23 protein-coding genes are annotated in these 23367 nt (G+C 67.9%); 14 read left to right on the top strand and 9 right to left on the bottom strand.

What is annotated here, in order from left to right:
* Positions 1–3: 3 nt before the first annotated feature.
* From NI1_RS35970 to NI1_RS35985, 4 genes are all read right to left on the bottom strand, one after another.
* Positions 4–1350 (bottom strand): hypothetical protein, encoded by a 1347-nt coding sequence (locus NI1_RS35970; protein ID WP_157535530.1) that lies wholly within the window; start codon positions 1348–1350, stop codon positions 4–6.
* A gap of 492 nt (positions 1351–1842) precedes the next feature.
* On the bottom strand, positions 1843–4452 hold the full coding sequence (locus NI1_RS35975) for an AAA family ATPase (RefSeq protein WP_084524236.1): 2610 nt from the start codon (positions 4450–4452) through the stop codon (positions 1843–1845).
* Between the two features lie 173 nt (positions 4453–4625).
* Positions 4626–5516 (bottom strand): CDP-diacylglycerol--serine O-phosphatidyltransferase, encoded by an 891-nt coding sequence (pssA, locus tag NI1_RS35980; RefSeq protein ID WP_439957335.1) that lies wholly within the window; start codon positions 5514–5516, stop codon positions 4626–4628.
* The gene (locus NI1_RS35985; protein WP_067830656.1) at positions 5513–6229 is read right to left on the bottom strand and encodes a phosphatidylserine decarboxylase; all 717 of its coding nucleotides are present in this window, start codon (positions 6227–6229) and stop codon (positions 5513–5515) included. The genes pssA and NI1_RS35985 overlap by 4 nt, the downstream gene beginning before the upstream one ends.
* 281 nt (positions 6230–6510) lie before the next feature.
* On the opposite strand from NI1_RS35985, the gene NI1_RS35990 reads away from it, so the two are divergent.
* Complete coding sequence (locus NI1_RS35990; protein ID WP_067830658.1) at positions 6511–7539, top strand: beta-ketoacyl-ACP synthase III; 1029 nt, start codon at positions 6511–6513, stop codon at positions 7537–7539.
* 63 nt (positions 7540–7602) lie between these two features.
* Here the strand turns inward: NI1_RS35990 and NI1_RS35995 are convergent, their stop codons facing one another.
* A complete protein-coding gene (locus tag NI1_RS35995; RefSeq protein ID WP_067830660.1) occupies positions 7603–8289 on the bottom strand; it encodes an SIMPL domain-containing protein in 687 nt (228 codons plus the stop codon).
* A gap of 16 nt (positions 8290–8305) precedes the next feature.
* Positions 8306–8755: an SRPBCC family protein gene (locus tag NI1_RS36000; RefSeq protein ID WP_067830662.1), complete on the bottom strand. Its 450-nt coding sequence runs from the start codon at positions 8753–8755 to the stop codon at positions 8306–8308.
* A 175-nt stretch (positions 8756–8930) separates the two neighbouring features.
* Here NI1_RS36000 and NI1_RS36005 point away from each other — a divergent pair, with 175 nt between their 5' ends.
* From NI1_RS36005 to groL, 11 genes are all read left to right on the top strand, one after another.
* Positions 8931–9110, top strand: a complete 180-nt coding sequence (locus NI1_RS36005; protein ID WP_067830665.1) for a hypothetical protein — start codon at positions 8931–8933, stop codon at positions 9108–9110.
* Positions 9111–9165: 55 nt separating this feature from the next.
* Positions 9166–10839: an NAD(P)/FAD-dependent oxidoreductase gene (locus NI1_RS36010; RefSeq protein WP_067830667.1), complete on the top strand. Its 1674-nt coding sequence runs from the start codon at positions 9166–9168 to the stop codon at positions 10837–10839.
* Between the two features lie 10 nt (positions 10840–10849).
* A complete protein-coding gene (locus tag NI1_RS36015; protein WP_067830670.1) occupies positions 10850–12310 on the top strand; it encodes an ATP-binding protein in 1461 nt (486 codons plus the stop codon).
* A gap of 2 nt (positions 12311–12312) precedes the next feature.
* Positions 12313–12666, top strand: coding sequence for a UBP-type zinc finger domain-containing protein (locus NI1_RS36020; protein ID WP_067830673.1), 354 nt, complete (start codon positions 12313–12315; stop codon positions 12664–12666).
* Between the two features lie 169 nt (positions 12667–12835).
* Complete coding sequence (locus tag NI1_RS38360; protein WP_067830675.1) at positions 12836–13264, top strand: hypothetical protein; 429 nt, start codon at positions 12836–12838, stop codon at positions 13262–13264.
* 119 nt (positions 13265–13383) lie between these two features.
* Positions 13384–14283, top strand: coding sequence for an RNA polymerase sigma-70 factor (locus tag NI1_RS36030; protein WP_067830677.1), 900 nt, complete (start codon positions 13384–13386; stop codon positions 14281–14283).
* A gap of 108 nt (positions 14284–14391) precedes the next feature.
* Positions 14392–15525, top strand: a complete 1134-nt coding sequence (locus tag NI1_RS36035) for an NAD(P)/FAD-dependent oxidoreductase (protein ID WP_067830680.1) — start codon at positions 14392–14394, stop codon at positions 15523–15525.
* A gap of 63 nt (positions 15526–15588) precedes the next feature.
* Positions 15589–15945 carry a hypothetical protein gene (locus NI1_RS36040; RefSeq protein ID WP_067830683.1) on the top strand — a complete coding sequence of 119 codons (357 nt, stop codon included), beginning with the start codon at positions 15589–15591 and terminating at the stop codon, positions 15943–15945.
* 62 nt (positions 15946–16007) lie between these two features.
* Positions 16008–16760 carry a Clp protease N-terminal domain-containing protein gene (locus tag NI1_RS36045; protein WP_067830686.1) on the top strand — a complete coding sequence of 251 codons (753 nt, stop codon included), beginning with the start codon at positions 16008–16010 and terminating at the stop codon, positions 16758–16760.
* Positions 16761–16814: 54 nt separating this feature from the next.
* Positions 16815–17123: a hypothetical protein gene (locus NI1_RS37635; RefSeq protein WP_084524238.1), complete on the top strand. Its 309-nt coding sequence runs from the start codon at positions 16815–16817 to the stop codon at positions 17121–17123.
* A 284-nt stretch (positions 17124–17407) separates the two neighbouring features.
* The gene (groL, locus tag NI1_RS36055) at positions 17408–19030 is read left to right on the top strand and encodes a chaperonin GroEL (protein WP_067830692.1); all 1623 of its coding nucleotides are present in this window, start codon (positions 17408–17410) and stop codon (positions 19028–19030) included.
* Between the two features lie 77 nt (positions 19031–19107).
* On the opposite strand, the gene NI1_RS36060 is transcribed toward groL, so the two are convergent.
* Both NI1_RS36060 and NI1_RS36065 read right to left on the bottom strand, forming a co-directional pair.
* Complete coding sequence (locus tag NI1_RS36060) at positions 19108–19602, bottom strand: hypothetical protein (protein ID WP_157535531.1); 495 nt, start codon at positions 19600–19602, stop codon at positions 19108–19110.
* Between the two features lie 101 nt (positions 19603–19703).
* Positions 19704–20570, bottom strand: coding sequence for an SDR family NAD(P)-dependent oxidoreductase (locus tag NI1_RS36065; protein ID WP_067830697.1), 867 nt, complete (start codon positions 20568–20570; stop codon positions 19704–19706).
* 143 nt (positions 20571–20713) lie between these two features.
* On the opposite strand from NI1_RS36065, the gene NI1_RS38365 reads away from it, so the two are divergent.
* Both NI1_RS38365 and NI1_RS36085 read left to right on the top strand, forming a co-directional pair.
* Entirely contained in the window at positions 20714–21673 is a 960-nt protein-coding gene (locus NI1_RS38365) for a hypothetical protein (RefSeq protein WP_169815694.1), read from the top strand.
* Positions 21674–21695: 22 nt separating this feature from the next.
* Entirely contained in the window at positions 21696–22607 is a 912-nt protein-coding gene (locus tag NI1_RS36085) for a hypothetical protein (protein ID WP_157535533.1), read from the top strand.
* Positions 22608–22633: 26 nt separating this feature from the next.
* On the opposite strand, the gene NI1_RS36090 is transcribed toward NI1_RS36085, so the two are convergent.
* A complete protein-coding gene (locus NI1_RS36090) occupies positions 22634–22846 on the bottom strand; it encodes a hypothetical protein (protein WP_067830711.1) in 213 nt (70 codons plus the stop codon).
* Positions 22847–23367: the final 521 nt, after the last annotated feature.

Consider the following 23367-nt stretch of genomic DNA (forward strand, 5'->3'; position numbering starts at 1 on the left):
GGGTCAGTCGTCCTTGCTTGTGCCGGAGGCGGATTCGACGTCGTCCGGCACGGTGGCGGCCGGGAGCGGGGCGGCCGGGCGATTGCGGCGCAGGGCGTACAGGCCGGCGATACAGCCCACCGTGATGAGCACCGCCGTCCAGGCGGGCGCGGACTGATCCTGCGGCGCGACCGTGCACACCACGGCCTGACTGGAGTCCTGCATGGCGTAATGGCCGCGCGCCACGTAGTCGCGCAGACCCAGCACCGCCGAGGGAATGAAGATCACCATGGTGCCCAGCACCCGGTTCGGTACGTAATGCGGTTTCGCCGAGGTCATTCCGTACCCGGCCAGCCACACCAGCGCCGCGGTGCCGCCGATCACCACGACGGCCAGGTCGGAGTTCGAGGTGAACGCGGTGAAGAGGGCCAGCAGCAACAGCAGCGTCAGGCACAACATGGGCGCGCTGTGCCGGGACCCGTACCAAAGGCCCAGCACCGCCACCGCCACCGCGACCGGAATCGACCAGGCCGGCAGTTCCGGCGCCAGCGCCGCCGACCCCACCGCGCTCAACGCCACCGCGATCAGCACCAGCTCGCCGTCCCGGCCCGGCAGCAGCATGGCCGCGATCACCCCGGTCGCCACCGACGAACCCACCGCCAGTCCGATGCCGGCCATCGAGTCCCCGTGCCGCGCCAGCCATTCCGCGCTCGCCACCGTCACCAGGATCAGCACCACACCCGCCAGGATCGGCGTCAGCGGCAACTCGATCGACGGGCGTTCGGCGGGTTTGCGTTTGCGGTTCATCAGGGTGCCGAGGGCCACCAGCACCAGCGCCACCTCGAGCATCCACAGCGGTGGCATGTCCTGGAGGACATTGTCGACCGGGAAGTCCTGATTCAGCAGCCCGCCCACGTGCGGCACCGGATTGACCGAACCCAGCAGCACGCTGATCAGTACGCCGAGCGTCCAGCCGTACGCGGGCAGCCGGTGATGCAGCACCGCCGCCCCCAGCGCCCCGAGCACCACCCCGCCCGCCAGCGAATCGATGAAGTTCATGGTGGACAGGCCGGACATCGGCTGCGCGGTGTGGCCGACCAGATGATTGATGGTCAGCCCCGCCAGTCCCGCCAGCGATGTCGCCCAGGCCACCACGATGCTGCCGAGCGTGGTGATCAGCGCCGCCACGATCATGGCCGTCAGCACCCCCGCCGCGATGGCGCGGGGCAGGCTGTACGCCAGCAGATCCAATTGCAGCGCGGACGTTTCCGACGTCCACCCGAAATCGATCGGCATGGCCAGCGACAGTCCGGCAACGGTCGTCGCCAGCAGCGCCGTGACGGTCTCGAGTGCCACCTGGTACGACCTCACCTGGGTGAAACTACCGCCGCCAAGCGGACTGATCGGTCCGACTCGCCTGGGTTGCGAAGTTTGCTAGCCAGATCAGCTAAAGCGACCAACTGGTCTGCAAAGGTCCTGCTGACCAACCGCCCCCGGCACGACCGGGCTGGATAGAGCGCTCGGCCGTGTTCGGAACGACTGGCCGTGCGGCCCGCCGCCCCGCCGGGCTGGGGCATGACCGGTTGGCCGTGTGCGGGATGACTGGTCGGGTGGCTCGTCGGCTCGTCGGCTCGTCGGCTCGTCGGCCCGTCGGCCCGTCGGCCCGTCGGCCCGTCGGGCTCGGGCGTGACCGGTTGGCCGTGTGCGGGATGACTGGTCGTGGGGCCCGCCGCCCTGCCGGGCTGGGCCGTGACCGGTCAGCCGGGTGTGGGACGACCGGTCGTCTCTGCCAGGCGGGGTGCGATGGTCGGCCGTGTTCGGGACCTTTGGTTGTGCGGCCGCCCTCCGCCTGCCGGGCCGGGGTCAGGTTGCGGAGCGCTGGGCGGCGAATTTGCGGAGGGATACGACTTGGTCGGGGTCCAGGGAGGGGCGGACGGCGGCGCGGGCGGCGGTCATGTCGGCGGCGGTGACGGTGGCGGCGTCGACATTGCGGCGCATCGCGGTGAGGGCGGCTTCGCGGAGCAGGGCGGCGCAGTCCGCGGCCGAGTAGCCGTCGAGGTCGGCGGCGAGCTTCTTGAGATTGACGCCGCGGGCCAGGGGGACGGATTTGGCGGCGGTGCGGAGGATTTCGGCGCGCGCGGCGGTGTCCGGCGGGGGGACGAAGACCAGGCGTTCCAGGCGGCCGGGGCGGGTGAGCGCCGGGTCGATGAGGTCGGGGCGGTTGGTCGCGCCGACCACCACCACATCGCGGAGGGGTTCGGCACCGTCCAGTTCGGTGAGAAGGGCGGCCACCACGCGATCGGTGACCCCGGAGTCGGTGTTCTGGCCGCGGCGGGGAGCGAGGGCGTCGATTTCGTCGAGGAAGATCAGCGAGGGGGCGGAATCGCGGGCGCGCTGGAACAATTCGCGCACGGCACGCTCCGAGGAGCCGACCCACTTGTCCATGAGTTCCGCGCCCTTGACCGCGTGCACGCTCAACTGCCCGGAGCCCGCCAGCGCCCGCACCAGAAAGGTCTTACCGCAGCCGGGCGGGCCGTACAGCAGAACGCCGCGCGGCGGCTCGATCCCCAATCGCGCGAACGAATCCGGGTGGCGCAGCGGCCACAGCACCGCCTCGGTCAGCGCCTGCTTGGTCTCGGCCATATCGCCGACATCATCGAGAGTCAGTGAGCCGATGGCCAACTCCTCCGACCCGGAGCGCGACAACGGGCGGATCACCTCCAGCGCGCCCACCAGATCCTCCTGCCGCAGCATCGGCTCGGAATGGTCGCGGCTGGCCCGCGAGGCCGCGCGCAACGCCGCTTCCCGCACCAGCGCGGCCAGGTCCGAGACCACGAATCCGGGTGTGCGGGAGGCGATCTCGTCCAGCTTCAGTCCCTCGGCGGGGGCTTTGCGCACCAACTGCTCCAACAGCGCGGCCCGCACGCCGGCATTCGGCAAGGGCAGCGACACCTCGCGATCGCACAGATCCGGCGCGCGCAGTCGCGGATCCACCGCGACCGGATTGGAGGTGGTCGCCAGGACCGCCACCGCCGGAGCGGCCACCGCAGCGCGCAACTGATCCAAAATCAGCGTCGCCACCGGCTCGGCTTCCGCGGGCAGCAACGCGTCGATGTCATTGACCAGCAGAATCCCGCCCGCCCCCGAACAGATATCCGACACCGCCATCCCCACCTCCCGCAGCCGCGTCCCGCTCTCGGTCGCACCCACGGTCGGCCCGTCCAACTCCACCAGCCGCCGCGACCCCGCGACCGCCCGCGCCAGCGTGGCCTTACCCACCCCGGCCGGACCGGTGATCAACACCCCCAAATGTGACGGCGCGCCAAGCGCTTTCAGCAACTCCGGCTCGTTCAGCGCCAGATTCAGCCACTCGGTCAACTTCGCCGCCTGCGCCTGCACCCCGGCCAGATCCGCCACCGCGACCGCCGACATCGGAGTCGGCGACAGCACCCCGGTATTCCACGCGCCGTCGCCGCCCGCGTTCGCGCCGGCTCCGGGAACCCGCCCGGCCCCCGGAAAATCGTTCGCCCCAGCGCCCGCGGACCCAGCACCGCCCGAGTCGGGTGCACCGCCGGTGCCCGCACCCTCGCGCCCGGGGCCCGCACCGGTCGCCCCGGGCCCGGCGCCGGATCCCGAACCGCCGTCGGGCACGAAGACATTTCCGTGCCCCGGGGTCGCACCGGTCGCGGGCAGCCGGGAGCTTCCGGCCGCACTCGCCGTGCCGCCGAACGGGGCAGCGGGCCGATCAGCCCGCGCCACACCGGTTCCCGTGCCGTCCCCGAACATCGATCGCGGCCGGTCGGTGCCCGCCACCCCCGGCCCCCACGACACCGCGCTGTTCGGCTGCACACTCACCGGGCCGGGCATCGGATCGGTCGAGGTCACCGTGAGCAGTTCCGAAGTCCACGCGATTCCGAAAGTCCGCGAAAGCGCCTGCGTGGCAGCCGAAGTGCTGGTCCCCGGCCCCAGGTCTCGCGGCAGCAGCGAAACCGTATCTCCGACAGTCACCACCTTGCCCAGCAGCGCCTGCCGCAACGTGGCCTCCGGAATCGTCCCGGTCGCCATGGCCGACCCGGTCACCGAAATCCGGCGCGCCCCAAAGACGGTCGCGGGCGACACCACCACGCTGCCGTCTTCCTTCACCCCCGCATTGGACAAGGTCACGTCATCCAGCAATGCCACCCCCGGCGGCGTGCCGGCCGGTGCCTGCGCGACCACCGCGGCCGTCCGCCGCCCGCCGATCAACGTGATCCCATCCCACTCCCGCAACCCCAGCGCCGTCAGCGCCTCCGGATGCAACCGCACCAGCCCCCGACGGGCATCGGCGGCGGATGTGTTCAGTCGAGCGGTAAGCGCGAGTTCCGGCACCAAACCATTCTGCCGCGCCCGCCCCCACTCCCGTCCCGCCTCGCCCCAACCCGCTCCGCAAACTCCTGCGCCGCCGCATCCACCCCGGCACACCAGCCTCGTCATCCCGGCATGCTTTCAGCCGGGATCCACACCTCAGCGAACCGTGTGGATTCCGGCCAAAAGCACGCCGGAATGACGGAGGTGGTTTGCCGGAATGGCGGGTTGGGGGTTCCGGAATGCGACTCGCCCGCGTCGCATATGCGACGCGGGCGAGTTTCGTTCTGAGTGGCCGGGTTTCAGACCTTGCTGCCGGGGCGGCGCAATCGCAGGCGGGCCGTGGAGACGCGGGCGACGCGGCCCGAGATCGGACGCTGACGGCGCTGCGCACGCCGCTGAGCGCGGCGTTCGGCGGGCTTGTGATGCCACGTCTCCGGCCGGGCCGCCACCCAGCGGGCCGAGTGGACCGCGAACGGGATGTGGCCGAGGTACAGCGCCACCAGAGCCATCATCAGGACCAGGGGGTAGGTGACGAGCAGGGCGGCGGCCAGGGCGACCAGGACCAGCAGCAGGGGAGCGGTGCGCGGGGCGACCGAGACCGACTTGATGGCCAGGGTGGGCAGCGTGCTCACGCACAGCAGGCCGGTGAAGACCGTCCAGACCGAGACCGCGGGCACGCTGGTCCACCAGCCTTCGTGGAACTGCTCGGACAGCGCGAGGGGTAGCAGCACGATCAGCGCACCGGCCGGGGCGGGCACACCGGTGAAGTACTCCCGCTGCCAATCCGGCCGCGAGTCGTCGTCCAGCAGCGTGTTGAACCGCGCCAGCCGCAACACCATGCACACCGCGAACATCAGCGCGATGATCCAGCCGAAACTGTCGGCGTGCAGGAAGGTCACGTACAACACCAGCGCCGGCGACACCCCGAAGGCGATGGCATCGGACAGCGAGTCCAATTCCGCGCCCATCTTGCTGGTGGCATCCAGCATGCGGGCGATGCGACCGTCCAGCATGTCGAAGATGGCGGCCGCGCCGGTCAACGCCAGCGCGAACCCGAGCTGGGCCTCCATGGCGAACTTGACCGCCGAGAGCCCCGAGCAGAGCCCGAGAATCGTAATCATGCTCGGCAGCAATCGAACCGTGCGATTGCGCCGCCGCTGCACCGGTACCGGCGCGAGTTGTTCCATCATGAATCCAGTTCGGCCAGCACCGTTTCCGCGCCGATGGTCCGCTGCCCCGGGTTGACCAGCAATTCGGTCCCGGCCGGGAAGTAGGTGTCCACGCGCGAGCCGAAGCGGATCAGGCCGTAGGTGTCGCCGATGGTCAGCTTGTCGCCGACCTTCGCCTCGCACACGATCCGGCGCGCCAGCAGCCCGGCGATCTGCACGACCGCGAACCGCTGCCCGCTGTCGGCCACGATCACCATCGAATTGCGCTCGTTGGCATCGGAGGCCTCGGGCAGATCGGCGGAGAGGAATTCGCCCTTCTTGTAGACGATCTCCTCCACGCTGCCGCTGATCGGCACCCGCTGCACGTGCACATCCAGCACCGACAGGAAGATGCTCACCCGCGGCAACGGCAGCGTGCCCAGTCCGAGCTCGGCGGGCGGCACGGCCAGATCCACCAGGGCGACCTCACCGTCGGCGGGCGCGACGACCACGCCGGGCCGGTTCGGCGGCACCCGGTGCGGATGCCGGAAGAAGGTGGCGGTGGCGGCGGCCGCGAACAGCCCCGTGCGGCGAATCCACTTGCGCCGGAAGCCGAGTGCGGCGACGGCGAGCGGCGCCGCGACGAACGGCAGACCGGCCGGGTGCAGCGGCGGAACGGCCTTGCGCACCAGGTCGGCGACATGGCCGAGCGCGGTGGTTTCGGGAGTGCCGGGCGGGGTGGGTCGGCGGGCCACTAGCTCCTCTTTCATGCGTGGATCGAATTGGTCAAGGACCGCGTCACACACTACGTGACAGTGGCCCAACCCTCGCGGCCTCGCCTGCCGAAGTAGTTATGACCGGCAAGGCATCGATGTCCGATTGTGAGAATCCGCACACGCATGGCACCCTGATTCGATTAATATGAGGGAGCCTCATGTCTGCGCCGTCAACGGGCTCGACCGGTGCGAAGCAGTGGGTGGGGACCCGATGAAGGTCACGTTCTGCACGCAGTACAGAGGTCTATAGGAGAAGCACCATGGCTGCTCGAATTGCCTCGATAACCGGGGTAGAGCACACCGCAATACTCGGGCTCGGGGTCTACCGTCCCGCACGTGTTGTCACCAATGATGAGGTCGCGGGACCCATCGCCTCCAGCGACGAATGGATTCGCACCCGTTCGGGCATACGCACCAGGCGGTTCGCCTCGCCGGAGGAGACCATCATCTCGATGAGTTCGGCCGCCGCGCGTGATGCGTTGGAGGCGGCCGAGATAGCGCCGGGACAGGTCGACGCCGTCATCGTCGCCACCTCGACCTGGCTGCTGCTCACCCCCGCCGCCGCCCCGCAGATCGCCACCGAACTCGGGCTGAACAATGTGGCCGCCTTCGACATCTCCGCGGGCTGCGCCGGCTTCTGCCACGCGCTCGCGGTCGCCTCGGACCTGGTGAAGGGCGGCACCGCCCGGAACGTGCTGGTCATCGGCGTGGAGCGGCTCACCGACACCATCAATCCGAAGGATCGCGGCACCGCCTTCCTGTTCGCCGACGGCGCGGGCGCGGTGGTGGTCGGACCCTCCGACGAAGCGGGCATCGGCCCGACCGTGTGGGGTTCGGACGGCACCCAGCATCACGCCATCCGCCAGGACAAGGACTGGATGGAGTTCTTCGGGGAGATCGAGGAGAAGGGCCTGGACGCCGTCCGCCCCTACCTCGCCATGGAGGGCACCGCGGTATTCCGCTGGGCCGCACACTCATTGGAGAAGGTGTGCCGCGAGGCCATCGACGTGGCGGGGTTGACCACCGAAGACCTCGACGCCATGGTTCCGCACCAGGCCAACGGCCGCATCATCGAGATCATGGCGCGCGTGCTGAAACTCCCGGACAACTGCGCCCTGGCCAATGACATCGAGGAGACCGGAAACACCTCCGCCGCTTCGATTCCCCTGGCCATGGAGGCCATGATGCGCAAGGGCGATGCCAAACCCGGCGGCACCGCCCTGCTCATCGCCTTCGGCGCGGGCCTGTCCTACGCGGCCCAGGTAGTCACGCTGCCGAACTGGAAATAGGGCCTGCGGGTCTTGAATTCCGCTCCGTGCGCCGCCCTCGGGCGGCGCACGGGGTCCGGAGAGTTAACCCAGATCCCAGGCGACGGTGACCGTGAAGGTCACCGTCTGCTGGCCCGGTTCGAGATTGAAGCCGCTCGCGGGAGCCGCCTCCTTGTACATGGGTCCCGGTGCGCTGCTGCCGTTCTCGCTGATGGTCTTGACCGTCTTCAGCTTCAGCCCGGACAGATCGGCGTACTGCTGGGCGCGGCTCTTGGCATCCTCGAATGCCTTGGCCCGCGCATCGGACACCAGTTTCGAGTCGTCCTGGATATCGAAGGCCACCGAGCTGATACGGGTGTCATTGCCGCCCGCCTTGACCGCGGCATCCAGAATCGCCGACGCCTTCGAAAGATCCCGCACCGCAACATGTACCGAGTTCGACGCCCGGTATCCGGTGATGGTCCGCCCCTCCGGCCCGTAACTCGGCTGCACCGACAGCTCGGTGGTCTTGATGTCTTCCTTCTTGACCCCCGCCGTCACCATGGCATCGCTCATGGCTTTGGCCTTGGCGTTCACCCCGTCGACAGCGGTCGAGACGTCGGTGGCATTGACCTCCGCGCCGAGGTCGGCCTCGAGCACATCCGGTGTGCCCTGGACCTTTCCGGTCCCCGACACCGTGACGGTGCGGTCGCCCGAATCCGAGCTCCCGCACCCGCTCAGCAGTAACGCGACGCCGGCGGCCGCGGCGCAGATCCCTGTAAGTCGTCGCATACCGCCGAAACTACGCTCAGGCTTCGACGGTTCGCTTGATCTTCCCGAGGGTTTCGTTCATGCCGTCCACGAGCGCCGATTCGAAGGCTTGCTCGCCGCCGAGAATGCCGTCGATCATCTTGCGCACGATCCAGGTGACCCCGTTCGGGGTGTCGCGGCGCTGCACCAGGCGGGTGCCGGTGGCGGTCGGCTCGAGCGTGTAACTCCAGATGGTCTGGTTCTCGTTCATCCGGAACGCGATCGCCTTGTTCGGCTCGAATCGCACCACCCGCGAGGTGGTCGGGTACACGTAACCCTTGGCCTTGTTGAGATTGATGGTCCAGGTTCCGGTCTTGACCGCGCCGATCGGCTGCATGCGCAGCGTCTGCGGGCTGAACTCGCGAATCCGCTTGAGGTCCGACACGACGCTCCACACCTGCTCGGGCGCGGCGGCAATGTCGATGCTGGCTTCCAGATTGTTCGGCAACGCTGCCTCCGTGAGACGTGACTATCGGTACCAGGAATCCTAGGCTGAAAAACGGGTAGATCACATTTCGATGGGGACGCGCTGGTCAATGTAATGAGCGGCGCACAATATGGGATAGAGGTAGCAACAGACCACAGCCACCAGCTTCCGAACGGGAAACGTGAGGTGATCGGCCGTGAACCTGCGCTCGCTCCTGCATCGCAAAACTGAAACGGTCCCGCTCTTGCCGGCCGACGAAGCCCCGCCGCCGCCCGGCCGGACCGCGAAATCCAGAACCAATGGAGCGTTGGAAGAAAAACTCGAACGCCTGCTCACGCCCGGTGAGCTGGATCTGGTTCAGCATCATCGAATCTGATGACGCGGCGAACGCATCCTCCAGCCGATTTGCCAAGCACAGCCATACTCGTTAGGTGACTTCAGCAGCTGCCGCCAAACCGGCCATCCTCAGCGTCGACGACGATCCCGGCGTGTCTCGCGCCGTCGTCCGCGACCTGCGCCGCCGGTACGGGGCGGACTACCGGATTCTCCGTGCGGAGTCGGCCGCCGACGCCCTCGATGCCCTGCGCGAGATGAAACTGCGCGGGCAGCCCGTGGCCGTCCTGATCGCCGACTACCGGATGCCGAATATGAACGGCGTCGAATTCCTGGAGCAGGCCATGGACCTGCACCCCTATGCCCGGCGCGTGCTGCTCACCGCCTACGCCGATACCGATGCCGCCATCGAGGCCATCAATGTGGTGGATCTCGATCACTATCTGCTCAAGCCGTGGGATCCGCCGGAGGAGAAGCTGTACCCGGTGATCGACGCGCTGCTCGAGGCCTGGCGCTCGGACGCGCACAAGCCGGTGACCGAGACCAAGGTGGTCGGCCACCGCTGGTCGGCGCGCTGCTCGGAGGTGCGCGAGTTCCTGGCGCGCAATCAATTGCCGTACCGCTTCTATCAGGTCGACGAGCCCGAGGGCGCACGCCTGCTGACCGCGGCCGGGGCCACCGAGGAGCAGTGCCCGGTGATCATCAACCAGGCCGGTGACGTGCTGTTGATGCCCTCGGATTCGGAGCTGGCGGCGGGCGTCGGCCTCAATACCGATGCGGCCAGCGACTTCTACGACCTGATCGTGGTCGGCGGCGGCCCGGCCGGTCTGGGCGCGGCGTTGTACGGCGCGTCGGAGGGCCTGCGGACCGTGCTGGTCGAGCGCACCGCCACCGGCGGTCAGGCCGGCCAGAGCTCCCGTATCGAGAACTACCTGGGCTTCCCCGATGGTGTGTCCGGTGCCCAGCTGGCGGATCGCGCGCGGCGGCAGGCGGTGAAGTTCGGGGCCGAATTGATCACGGCGCGTGAGGTTGTCGCGCTGGAGGCGTGCGGCGCCGCCCGCGTGGTGAAGTTCGCGGACGGCGGCAGCATCGCCGCGCACTCGGTGTTGATCGCCACCGGCGTCAACTACCGGCATCACCCCGCGCCGGGCGTGGACGAATTCACCGGGCGCGGCGTCTACTACGGCTCGGCCATGACCGAGGCCAGCGACTGCACCGACAAGGACGTCTACATCGTGGGCGGCGCGAACTCGGCGGGCCAAGCGGCGGTGTTCCTGTCCCGGAACGCGCGGACCGTGCACATCCTGGTGCGCGCCGATGGGCTCGAAGCCTCCATGTCGCACTACCTGATCCAGCAGATCGAGAACATCCCGAACATCAAGCTGCACACCCGCACCGAGGTGGTCGCGGCCGACGGTGACGATCATCTGGAACGGCTGGTGCTGCGCGATAACGCGACCGGGGTGGAAGAAAAGGTGGATGCGGAGCGTTTGTTCCTGTTCATCGGCGCCGCACCGGAAACCGAATGGCTGGACGGCATGGTCAAGCGGGATCCGGCGGGCTACGTGCTCACCGGACCCGACCTGCTGGTCGACGGCGAACGCCCGGCCGGCTGGGAGTTGACCCGGCCGCCGCACCATCTCGAATCCAGCGTGCCGGGCGTGTTCATTGCCGGTGACGTCCGTTCGGAGTCGGCGAAGCGTGTCGCCTCGGCGGTCGGCGAAGGCGCCATGGCCGTCATGCTCGTGCACCGCTACCTGGCGAAACAGTAGGAGCCGCATCGTGGGAACCCAATTGATCTGCGATCCGAACGAACTGCGGAAGCTGTTCCTGTTCGAGAAACTCGACGACGAACAGCTGGCCTGGCTGTGCCGCGACGGGCGGGTCGAAACCTTCGAAACCGGTCCGGTGTACCGCGAGGGCGACCCGGCGACCTGCTTCTACGTGCTGATGGACGGCGAAGTGGTGATCACCAAGATGTCCGGCGGCGAGGAGATCGAGCTCGTCCGCACCGACCATGTCGGCTCGTACGCGGGCGCGTGGTCGGCGTACATGGGCGACAAGGTCGATCAGACCTACAACGGCGCGCTCTATGTGACCCGGCCGTCGAAGTTCTTCGTGCTCGACGCGGGCACCTTCTCGGCGATCATGCACGAATGGTTCCCGATGGCCTTGCACCTGCTCGAAGGCGTCTTCTTCGGCAATCGCAACTCCAACGAGCGCATCGGGCAGCGGGAACGACTGCTGGCGCTGGGTTCGCTGTCGGCGGGCCTGACCCACGAGCTCAACAATCCCGCCGCCGCGGCCGTGCGCGCCACCTCCTCGCTGCGCGAACGCGTGGCCGGGATGCGGCACAAGCTGAAGATGATGGCGCACGGCAAGTTCGACTCCAACACCCTCGAAGCGCTGGTGCAGTTGCAGGAGGAGGCGGCCGCGCAGGTCGCCAAGGCCCCGACGCTGACCTCCCTGGAAGCCGCCGATCGCGAGGACGAACTCGGCGATTGGCTGGAGGCGCACGGCATCTCCAACGGCTGGGACATCGCGCCCACCTTCGTGCAGGCCGGACTGGAGATCGACTGGCTGGAGACCGTGCACGGCACCCTGACCGCTTGCGGCGGTGACACTTTCGAGGGCGCGATCCGCTGGCTCAACTACACCGTCGAGACCGAACTGCTCATGAACGAGATCGCGGACTCCACCACCCGCATCTCCTCGCTGGTCAACGCGGCCAAGCAGTACTCGCAGATGGACCGGGCGCCGTTCCAGGTGGTCGACATCCACGACCTGCTGGACTCCACCCTGGTCATGCTGGGGCGCAAGATCGGCGACGATATCGAGGTGGTCAAGGAGTACGACCACACGCTGCCGCATGTGCCCTGCTTCGCGGCCGAACTCAATCAGGTGTGGACCAACCTGATCGACAACGCCATCGCGGCGATGGCCGGGCGCGGTACGCTCACCGTCCGCACCTATCGTGAGAACGGTTGTGCCGCAGTGGAAATCGGCGACACCGGGCCGGGCGTGCCGGTGGAGATCCGGACCCGCATCTTCGAACCGTTCTTCACCACCAAGCCGGTCGGCGAGGGCACCGGGCTGGGACTGGATATCTCGTTCCGCATCGTGGTGAACAAGCATCACGGTGATATTCGCGTGGAGTCCGAGCCGGGCGATACCCGGTTCATCGTCCGGCTGCCGCTGGAATCCCCGGAAACCGAAGCGGCTCAACCTATTACGGAAGGTTAGAGATGACCGAGCAGATCGCGGGTATCGATCCGGACGTCGCTCCCAGCGGGGCCGGTTGCGTGGAGTGCGATGCGAGCGGCGGCTGGTGGGTGCATCTGCGCCGCTGCGCGCAGTGCGGGCACATCGGCTGCTGCGACATGTCGCCGAACCAGCACGGCACCAAGCACTTCGAAGCCACCGGGCACCCGTTCATCCAGAGTTACGAGCCCGGCGAGGAGTGGTTCTACAACTTCCCGACGCAGGAGATGTTCGAGGGCGGCCCGAAACTGGCTCCGCCGCACCACCATCCCCTGGACCAGTCCGTTCCGGGTCCGCGGGACCGGGTTCCGGCCGACTGGCAGTCGCACCTGAACTGAGCTCCGACCCGATTCCGGACGCCTCGCGGCAGCGCACTCGCAGCGGTTTTGCGGGCTGCGATCTTTCACTACCGGGACTTGCCGTGTCCGGGTAGTCTGCTGCGAGCGCCGGGCAGGTCGGTGCGCAGGCACTCCCGGAGAGCACCTCCGGCAGCTCGGGAAGCAGGGTATGAAGCGGACGTTTGTCGTCGCCCTCGCGGCAGGCGCGATGGTGCTGGGGCTAGCCGGCTGCGGCTCGGATACGAAATCAGCCGAATCGAACAGCGCCCGGCCGACATCCAGCACGGCGGTGAAGGCGTCCGCTGTCGCCAGTTCCGCCGTCGTCACGCCGCCGGTCGAGCCGCCGACCGCCGCTCCCACCACGACCGCCGCCGCCAAGAAGACCACGGCTCCCAATGGCGCCCAGACCACCTGCGGTGAATTCCGCGATCTGGACGACGCCACCGAGAAGAACGTCATCACCCAGATCCTGGCGGCCCACCCCGGCTCCAGCCTCGACGGCAGCCCGAACGTGGCGCTCGGCACCGCCAAGCTCGCCTGCCTCGCTCCCGGTTACTCGAATACCCCGGTGGCCGTGGCCATCCGCGTCACCAAGTAAGCCTGGATCGGCGCGCGTCCGAACCTTTTCGGTCAGGTGTCCATTCTCACCGCGGTCCGCGCTGCGCGCAGGCGTATCGTCCCCTCACACGACTGCGTGAGGCGAGGACGGTTTAACGGATGGATGCCGCGGGGCTGACGGAATTCGAACTGCATCGGCCGCGGTTGTTCGCGCTCGCGTACCGCATGTTCGGTTCCGCGAGCGAGGCGGAGGACGCGGTGCAGGAGACCTACCTGCGCTGGGAGTCCAGTCGGCGCGACGAAATCCGTTCCGCCGAAGCCTGGTTGACCACCATCCTGGTGAATATCTGCCGCAATTGGCTGGATTCGGCCCGCGCCCGCCGCGAAACCTATGTCGGTCCCTGGCTACCCGAACCGGTCCACACCGCCCACGGCGAACTCGGCCCACTCGAATCCGCCGAACAACGCGAAATGGTGTCCCTGGCCTTCCTCGCCCTGATGGAACGCCTGGCCCCCGCCGAGCGCGCGGTCTTCGTGCTGCGCGAGGCATTCGGTTACGCGCACCGCGAGATCGCCGACATGCTCGACCTCACCGAAGCCAACTCCCAGCAGCTGTACCGCCGCGCCGCCCTGCGCGTGCGCGAAGACCGCCCGCGCTTCGAACCGGCACCCGCGCACACCCGTGAACTGCTCGAAAAGTTCCTGGTGGCAGCGGCTTCCGGGGATGTGCCCGCTCTGGAGAACCTCTTCGTGGCCGATATCGTGTCGGTCGCCGACGGCGGGACCAAGATCAAGGCCGCCCGCCGCGCGGTGGTCGGGGCTGCCAAGGTCGCCAACTACCTGGTGCATCTGTTCTCGCACGACATCATGCGAGTTCCGGACCTCGCCGTCGCCGTCGAGAACGTCAACGGCGCGCCCGCCATCGTGGTGCGGGGCGGTGGCGGCGTGCTCGGCATCGTCGGCGTCGACTTCTCCGGGGACCGCGTCGCCGCGCTCCAGTTGGTCGTGAACCCCGACAAACTCGACTACTTCGCCCGCGCCGAAAAGGCCGTGGCCTGAGGCGACCGGCGGCTCCGCGACTATGACGCAGCACACACCGGAGGACTGTCAGGGATCCGGCGGCTGTCCGGTCTAGAGGGTGTCGGCCAGTGAAAAGGAGCCACTCTCATGACCGGAGCACATCGAATCGTCATCCTCGGGGCGGGCTACGCCGGACTCGCGGCGGCGCGGCAGGCGGCGCGGGCCGAGGGCGCGAAGGTCACCGTCGTCGATGCCCGTGCGGAATTCGTCGATCGGGTACGACTGCACCAGGCGCTCGCCGGGCAGCAGGTTCGGCGGACAGATCTGCGGAAATCGCTGGAGCGCAAGGGGATCGAGTTCATCCAGGCCCGCGTCGGCCGGATCGACGCGGCGGGCCGGCGGATCGAACTCGCGGCCGTCGACGCCGCTCCGGGCACCGCGTCGCACCAGCCCGGCTGGGTATTGGGCTACGACACCCTCGTCTACGCCCTGGGTAGTCGCGGCGACCGCTCCGCGGTGCCGGGCGCCGGCGAATTCGCCTACAGCGTCGCCACTCCCGAGGACCTCGCTCGCGTTCCGGAGTTGACCGGCACCGTCGCCGTGGTGGGCGGCGGCGCTACCGGCATCGAGGTGGCGGCCGAATTGGCGGAGTCGCGGCCGGATCTGGAGGTGGCGCTGGTCAGCGCCGACGAACCGGGCGGCTGGCTGTCGGCCGCGGCGCGCGACCACATTCGCGCGACCTTCGACCGGCTGGGTGTGCGCGTGCACTCGGACGCCAAGGTGGAGTCGGTGACCGCGGCGGGCCTGGAGCTGGCCGGCGGCGAGCGTATCGAAGCCGGAATCGTGCTGTGGTGCACCGGTTTCGCGGTGCCGCAGGTGGCGATCCGCTCCGGTCTGGCGGTGGACGCGCACGGCCGGGTACTGGTCGACGACAAGCTGCGGTCGCGTTCGCATCCCGCGGTGTACGCGGTGGGCGACTGCGCCGTCATGGCCGGACCGGACGGCCGTGCGCTGCGCATGGCCTGTGCGACCGCCCTGCCCGCGGGCAAATACGTCGGCAAGTCCATCGTGTCCCGGCTGCGCGGACGGGAACCGCGGGCCCACTCGTACGGCTATGTCCTGCAATGCATCAGCCTCGGCCGGCGCGATGCGGTGGTGCAGCGGGTGCGCGCCGACGATTCGCCCACCGACCGGGTCTTCACCGGCCGTCCGGCGGTGTGGATCAAGGAGGGCATCGTGCGCGGGGTCGGCGGTGCGGCACGCCTGTCGCCGCTCACCTGATCGGCGGCCGGATTCGGGAAGGATCGAGGTGATCGGTCTTTCTGGAATTCGGAGGAACTCGGTATGGCGAAGGTAGCTGTCGACGGCCGCAATCTGGTGGTGGAGCCGCAGGGCTGGCACAAGGTGTGGGCCTTGAAGGGGCGCTTGGTGATTCCGCTGTCGTCGGTGCGCAAGGTCGTGGCCGATCCGGAGATCGCCGCGCGGCCGAAGGGAATTCGCCTGCCCGGCACCTATATTCCGCGCGTGATCACGGCGGGGACCTATCTGCACGATGGCAAGCGCTGGTTCTGGGATGTGCGCGACCCGGCGAAGGCGGTGGTGATCGATCTGACCGATGGCGGCAAGTACGCGCACATCGTGGTGGAGGTCGATGATCCGGCGGCGATGGTCGCGGAGATCGGTGCGGCAACCCGGGGATGACGAATAACTTGATCGTCAACTTGGGGTTGACCATCCCGTCATGGTCAACCTAGAGTTGACGCATGACGAACCAGCCCCGCCTCGACGATCTGATCGAAGGCATCAAGAAGGCCCGCCCCGACGACGTGCTCGACCAGCTCTCCGACGCGGTCGTGGTCGCCGACCATATGAGCGAAGTGGCCGACCATCTGATCGGCCATTTCGTGGATCAGGCCCGCCGCTCCGGCGCGTCCTGGACCGAGATCGGCCGCAGTATGGGCGTCAGCAAGCAGGCCGCCCAGAAACGCTTCGTTCCCAAGGCGCCCGCCGCCGCCGATGCCGCCGCGCTCGATCCGCAGGCCGGTTTCGCCCGCTTCACCCAGCGGGCGCGCAAGGTCATCGTGACCGCGCAGGAATTGGCCCGGGACGGCGGCAATCTCGAAATCGTCCCCGAACACCTGATTCTCGGCATGGTCGCCGATCCGGAATCGCTGGCGGTCCAGGCCATCGTGGCCAAGGGCGTCTCCGCCGACGCGGTCCGCCGGGTCGCGACCACCGCGCTGCCGGTCGCCGACGGTGAAGCCGTCCCCGCCCTCATCCCCTTCTCCGCCGACTCGCGCAAGGCCCTCGAACTGACCTTCCGCGAGGCGCTCCGCCTCGGCCACAACTACGTCGGCACCGAGCACCTGCTGCTCGCCCTCCTGGATATGGAGAACGGTTCGGGCGTGCTTTCCGGTCTCGGATTGAACAAGGACGAGCTCTCCGCGGACCTGGTGGAGTTGCTCTCCTCGCTGACTTCGCAGGCCGCGACCTCGGAGTCTTCGGACTCGCAGTAGTTCTGCGCCCCCACATCCCCCGGGTACGTCGGTCCGGACCGATACGATGGCGGCATGGCGGACGACGAAGGTTCCGACCTAGTTGCGGGCGAACGACGCGCCGATCTGATGCGCGCACTCTTCTATGTCTCCACCGAAGACGCCCCCGACGGCGGCTACATAGTCACCGGCGACCTCCCACCCGAGGTCGCCCCACCCTTCGTCCGCGCGATCATGCGCATCGAAGCCGAACTCCTCCTCCAGGACGCGGAGCTCGTCACCGTAGAAGAAGGCGAACCCCGCACCCCGGAAGAACGCCGCACCGATGCCCTGATCGCCCTCCTCCTCCGAGTAGACGAACGCTCCGGCTTCCACCCAGCCTGAATCGAGAAGGAGCGATGGCGCACTGGCCCCTCAACTGGGGTGGAGGTGCAGCTCTCGCCCCTTTTCGGGGGTTCGGGGGCAGTGCCCCCGAGAACCCCTTTCCGGGGTTCGGGGCGGAGCCCCGAACCTTGCACTCGGTATGAGTGAGTGCTAAAAAGGACCTTGGCACTCCAATCACGCGAGTGCTAGGTCGGGGCGGTGAGGCCAGAATCCTGGTCGTCCGTCGCGGGCACCAAGCCTGGCCAGAACACTGTCAATCCCCAGATCTGGAGGATCTCAACGCAATGGCCAAGACAATTGCGTACGACGAAGAGGCTCGCCGCGGACTCGAGCGTGGTCTGAACTCCCTCGCTGACGCCGTCAAGGTGACCCTGGGCCCGAAGGGCCGCAACGTCGTGCTGGAGAAGAAGTGGGGCGCCCCCACCATCACCAACGACGGTGTGTCCATCGCCAAGGAAATCGAGCTCGAGGACCCGTACGAGAAGATCGGCGCGGAGCTCGTCAAGGAAGTCGCCAAGAAGACGGACGACGTCGCGGGCGACGGCACCACCACCGCCACCGTGCTCGCCCAGGCGCTCGTGCGTGAAGGTCTGCGCAACGTCGCCGCCGGTGCGAACCCGCTCGGCCTGAAGCGCGGCATCGAGAAGGCCGTCGAGGCCGTCACCACCTCCCTGCTCGCCACCGCCAAGGAGGTCGAGACCAAGGAGCAGATCGCTGCCACCGCCGGTATCTCCGCGGGCGACTCGTCCATCGGCGAGCTCATCGCCGAGGCCATGGACAAGGTCGGCAAGGAAGGTGTCATCACCGTCGAGGAGAGCAACACCTTCGGGCTCCAGCTGGAGCTGACCGAGGGCATGCGCTTCGACAAGGGCTACATCTCCGGTTACTTCGTGACCGATCCGGAGCGTCAGGAAGCGGTCCTCGAGGACCCGTACATCCTGCTCGTCGGCTCGAAGATCTCGACCGTCAAGGACCTGCTGCCGCTGCTGGAGAAGGTCATCCAGGCCGGCAAGCCGCTGCTGATCATCGCGGAAGACGTTGAGGGCGAAGCGCTCTCGACCCTGGTCGTGAACAAGATTCGCGGCACCTTCAAGTCCATCGCCGTCAAGGCCCCGGGCTTCGGCGACCGTCGCAAGGCCATGCTGGCCGATATCGCCATCCTCACCGGTGGCGAGGTCATCAGCGAAGAGGTCGGCCTCTCGCTGGAGACCGCCGGCATCGAGCTGCTGGGCCAGGCCCGCAAGGTCGTCATCACCAAGGACGAGACCACCATCGTCGAGGGCGCGGGCGACGCGGAGGCCATCAAGGGCCGGGTCGCGCAGATCCGCACCGAGATCGAGAACTCGGACTCGGACTACGACCGTGAGAAGTTGCAGGAGCGGCTGGCCAAGCTGGCCGGCGGCGTCGCGGTCATCAAGGCCGGTGCTGCCACCGAGGTCGAGCTCAAGGAGCGCAAGCACCGCATCGAAGATGCCGTGCGCAACGCCAAGGCCGCCGTCGAAGAGGGCATCGTCGCCGGTGGTGGCGTGGCCCTGCTCCAGTCGGCTCCGGCCCTGGACGCGCTGACCCTGACCGGCGACGAGGCCACCGGTGCGAACATCGTTCGCGTCGCGCTGTCCGCGCCGCTGAAGCAGATCGCCTTCAACGCGGGCCTGGAGCCCGGCGTCGTCGCCGAGAAGGTCTCGAACCTGCCGGCGGGCCACGGCCTGAACGCCGACTCGGGCGAGTACGTCGACCTGCTGGCCGCCGGCGTTGCCGACCCGGTCAAGGTGACCCGCTCCGCGCTGCAGAACGCCGCCTCCATCGCGGCGCTGTTCCTGACCACCGAGGCCGTCGTGGCCGACAAGCCGGAGAAGGCCGCCCCCGCGGGCGACCCGACCGGCGGCATGGGCGGCATGGACTTCTGAGTCCTGCCTTCCGGCAACGGTTCTGAACAACCCAAGGCCGACCACCGTCACGGTGGTCGGCCTTCGGGCTTTTCCGGCTATCGGCGTGCCCGGATCCAGCGGCCGGTGGAGGGCAGGGCGGCGAGGATCATCGGCACGAGCGCGGGAACGATGAACATCGCGGTGAAGGCGATGGTGTCCAGGTGCAGGCTCTGGCCGCGCACCGCGCGTTCGGCGATCATGGCGAAGAGTTCGGTGAGCACGAGCGCGCTCCCGGCGATCACCATCACGCGTCCGATGGTCAGCCTGCACAGCAGCAGGAATCCGCCGAGCAGCAGCAGGAACGCGGCCGGGATCTGCAAAAGCATCCAGTACGGAACGAGCGTACGCAGCGATCCGGAGAATTTGGACAGCAGCGTGAGTGCCGAGTAACTGCCCCACGCCGAGTACAGGCCGAGGATCAGGGCGAACACCGCCGCACAGATCGCGGTCGCATTGTCGGGCTGCCGCGGCGGCGGCGCGTACGCGAACTGTCCCGGCGGGTACATGACCGGTGCGACCGAGTAGCCCGGGTAACTGTTCGGGTGGTTCATCGGGCTGCCTCCGCTGCTCGGTTCCATGATCGTTTCGCGGATGACCATCCCGTGCGGCGCTTAACCGATCCTTGTGGTTCGGCTAAAACCCTTGCGGTGGATCACATTCCGTTGCGGAATCGCGCGGCCCGGCCGGCATCGGCGCTACCGGGGAGCAGCGCGTCGACCAGGTTCGTGATGCGCCCGAGCAACGGCCCGAGCCGCCGCGGCCGATCGATCACGGCATCGGCGATGATCTGCGCCCCTTCCTCGGGGCTGAGCGCCGACGCCTTCGCGTACAGCGGATTGGGCGCGATCATGGGCGTGCGCACCAGCGGCATGTAGATCGAGGTGAATCGCACGTTCTCGGTGAGGGTTTCGACCTGGAGGCTGTCGCTGAGCGAATCCAGCGCCGCCTTCGAGGCCACATACGCCCCGTAACCCGAGCCGCCGAAGAGGTTGGCGGCGGACAGGATATTGATGATCTGCCCGTCCCGGCGGGCCCGCATCCCCGGCAGCACCGCGAGCATCAGCCGCACGGGCGCGAAGTAGTTCAGCCGCATGGTGCGTTCGTAGTCGTGCGGCCGGTCGTAGGACTCGTCGAGCCGCCGGCGGATGGATCGCCCGGCATTGTTGACCAGAATGTCCACCCCGCCGTGATCGGCCAGCACCTGCGCGATCATGGCGTCGAGCGCGTCGAAATCGTTGAGATCGCACGGGTAGATCGCCGCTTTGCCGCCCCGGCTCTCGACTTCTCTCGCGGCCGCCCGCAATTCGTCCTCCCGCCGCGCGACCAGCAGCACCGTCGCCCCGGCCGCGCCGCATTGCCGCGCGGCCGCCCGTCCGATGCCGGAGGACGCACCGGTGATCAGCACTCGCCGCCCGGCCACCGCCTCGGCCAGGGTGCGATCGCGTTTGATCCGCGACATCGAGACCTGGGTGTCGAGAGCGTGCTTGATGCGGTACAGCAGTCCGGGAAAGTCTCGCATGGGCTGGATGCTAAGTGCCGCTGCGGCATTCGGGGCGAGGGTTCGCTAAAGGCATCGGATCGCCCCGCGCGCGCGATCACTGGGTAGGCTCAGCCGCGCGCCGGTCCGGGGAGGTCGGCTTTTTCGGTACGGGGAGACCAACCATGAACTATCCGCCACAGCGACCACAGGGATTTCCGCAACAGCCGTCGGGCGGGCAGGGCTATCCACAGCAGCCGGGGCAACGGCAGCCGGGCTATGGGCAGCCGCAGCCGGGCTACGCGCAGCCCGGTCAGATGCAGCCGGGGTACGGACAGCCCGGTCAGATGCAGCCGCCCGGTTACGGACAGCAAGGCCAAGGCCAGCCGCAGCAGTTCGGGCAGCAGCCCTATGGAACCCAGCCGCAGCAGGGTGGTTTCGGGCCGCAGCCGGGCGGGATGCCGCCGCAGTACGGTGGTCAGCCGCCGCGTCCGCCGGCCTGGCAATCGCCGTTGGTGCTGATCGGCGCGGGCTTGGCAGTGGTGCTGGTGCTGGTGATCGGCATCGTGCTCGCGACCGGTGGGGACGACAAGGGCAGCACCGCCCAGGCCCCGGTGACGAGCGCCGCCGCGGCCACGTCGGAAGCGGCCACCTCCACCACTACCGCCCCGTCGACCAGCAAATCGTCGTCGAAGCCGGCCGGTCCCAGCTCGAAGGCCGCCGCCGCGGTCCCCGCCGAGGTGCAGCCGGTGCTCGACGCCATGCCCGCGGCACTGCGCGAGGCGGTGGCGCCGAACTTCAACCGGGTCACCCATCCGGGCTATACCGACGACGACTCCTTCGACACCGGCGCGGATTTCAATATCGAGCAGAAGGACGCGCTGATCGCGGGCCTCACCGAGGGCGGCAAGGACCGCGCGGTGCTGGCGCACATCAGTACCGATCCGTCGCGGCTCCCGGCGCTGTGGCGCAAGCAGTTCACCGATCGGCTGACCGATCAGGGGACCAAGCTGATCCGCTTCAACGACAAGGGGGTGAGCGGCACGATGGAGTACTTCAATACCGAGACCAAGCTTTACGTCGCCGTCACCGGGTTCAAGGACAAGGCGTCGGCGCTGACTTTCATTCAGCGCGCGGGCCTGTGAGACCGGACCGAGGGGACTATCGATGACATATCCGCCACAGCAACCGTATCCCGGCGGTCAGGGACCGTACGGTCCCGGACCCGCGCAGCCGCATGTACCGCAACCCGCAGGGCCGCAAGGCTTTCCAGGTCAGGGCCAAGCCCAGTATCCGGCGCAGCCGGGCTGGGGTGGTCAGGCGCAGTATCCGGGGCAACCCGCACAGCAGCCGGGCTGGGGCGCGCCCCAGCAGCAACCGCCGGGTATGCCCCCGCAACAGTGGCAGCAGTCGCCCACTCCGCCGGGTGGCCCCGGTTCGAAGCTGCCGATCATTCTGATCGGCGGCGCGGTGGTATTGGTGATCGCGATCATCGCCGTGGTCGCGCTGGTCTCATCCGGCGGCAAGGACAGCGGCAGTACCGCCGCTGTCGCGAGTACGACTGCGGCGCAAACCACTTCGTCCGAGAGCGCGCCGCCGACCACCAAGTCGTCGGCGGCCAAGCCGACCACGACCACCAAGGCGCAACAGCCGGTGCCGGCCTCCTTGCAGCCGGTCGTGGACGCGCTGCCCGCCTCGGTGAAGCAGGCGGTCCTGAAGAATTCGATCCGGGAACGCCCGGCCGATGCCATGTTCGGCTACGACGCCGCGGCCGGCTTCACCATCAGCGGGCACGATCCATTGCTCAGTGGTCTGATGCGCTACCCGGACAACGACTACTACCCGACGTCCTACATCACCACGAAGGCCGACTACCTGAAGCACATCTGGACCAGCCAGCATCCGGATTGGCTGACCGATGAGGGCGCCCGCCTGGTCCGCATCGATCCGGGCAGCAAGAACTCCAACGGCACGGCGACCGTGGAGATCTTCCTGCCGGCGAGCAATCTGTACTTCTCGCTCTCCACTTTCGAGAACGCCGAGGCGGCGAAGCAGTTCGTGCAGCGCGCCGGATTCTGATCGTGAACCCCTGGCCGTGACGGCGGTCAGGGGTTCGGGTGGCGCTGGGACAGGATGACCGCCGCGTCGATCGGCCGGATGCCGAGCACCTCCGCGATGATCAAGACCTTCGCTTGGAGTGAGACGTCGTTCGGATAGCCCGGGTCGTAGAGCAGCTCGACCAATTCGATGGCCGCGAGCGCCTGGTCCCTACTGAAGAGCCGACCGGGTAACCAGGAAACGCGCCAGTTGGTTTCCATATCTCCGGGTATTCGTTCCGCGAACTCGCCGACTAGCGGGGTAGTGATCGACCAATCGCAGACGTACACGCCACAATTAGACCTCTGACCAGGCGATTTGACATCGGTTCGTAGCAACACGTAACTTATTCCAGGTCAGAGCGACACGGACACCGACCCGGAGCCCCTAGGGCCTGGGAAACGAGGTTGGACGAGGGCGCCTGATGATCGAGATTAGTCTCGACCGACCAGCGGATTTGGTTCTGCCGGGCGGCCTGAGCTAAGCTTCACAAGCAAGAAACAAGCAGCCTCACCGACAAGCGGGACTAGAGCCCGGGCGTTGGTGTGTGCGTGTGTTCTTTGAGAACTCAATAGTGTGTCGATGAATGTCAGTGCCAAATATTTTATTTGGTTCCGATTCCTCACCCCCCGTGTGAGGGTCGGACATTTAGTCAGCAAAAACTTTTTTGCTGGCGTTTTGTTTTGCTAGGTTTTCGGACTCTGGTTCGAGATACTTCTGATTCGCCCTTCGGGGTGTATCT

The organism is Nocardia inohanensis NBRC 100128, from assembly GCF_001612945.1.
Taxonomy (GTDB): Bacteria; Actinomycetota; Actinomycetes; order Mycobacteriales; family Mycobacteriaceae; genus Nocardia; species Nocardia inohanensis.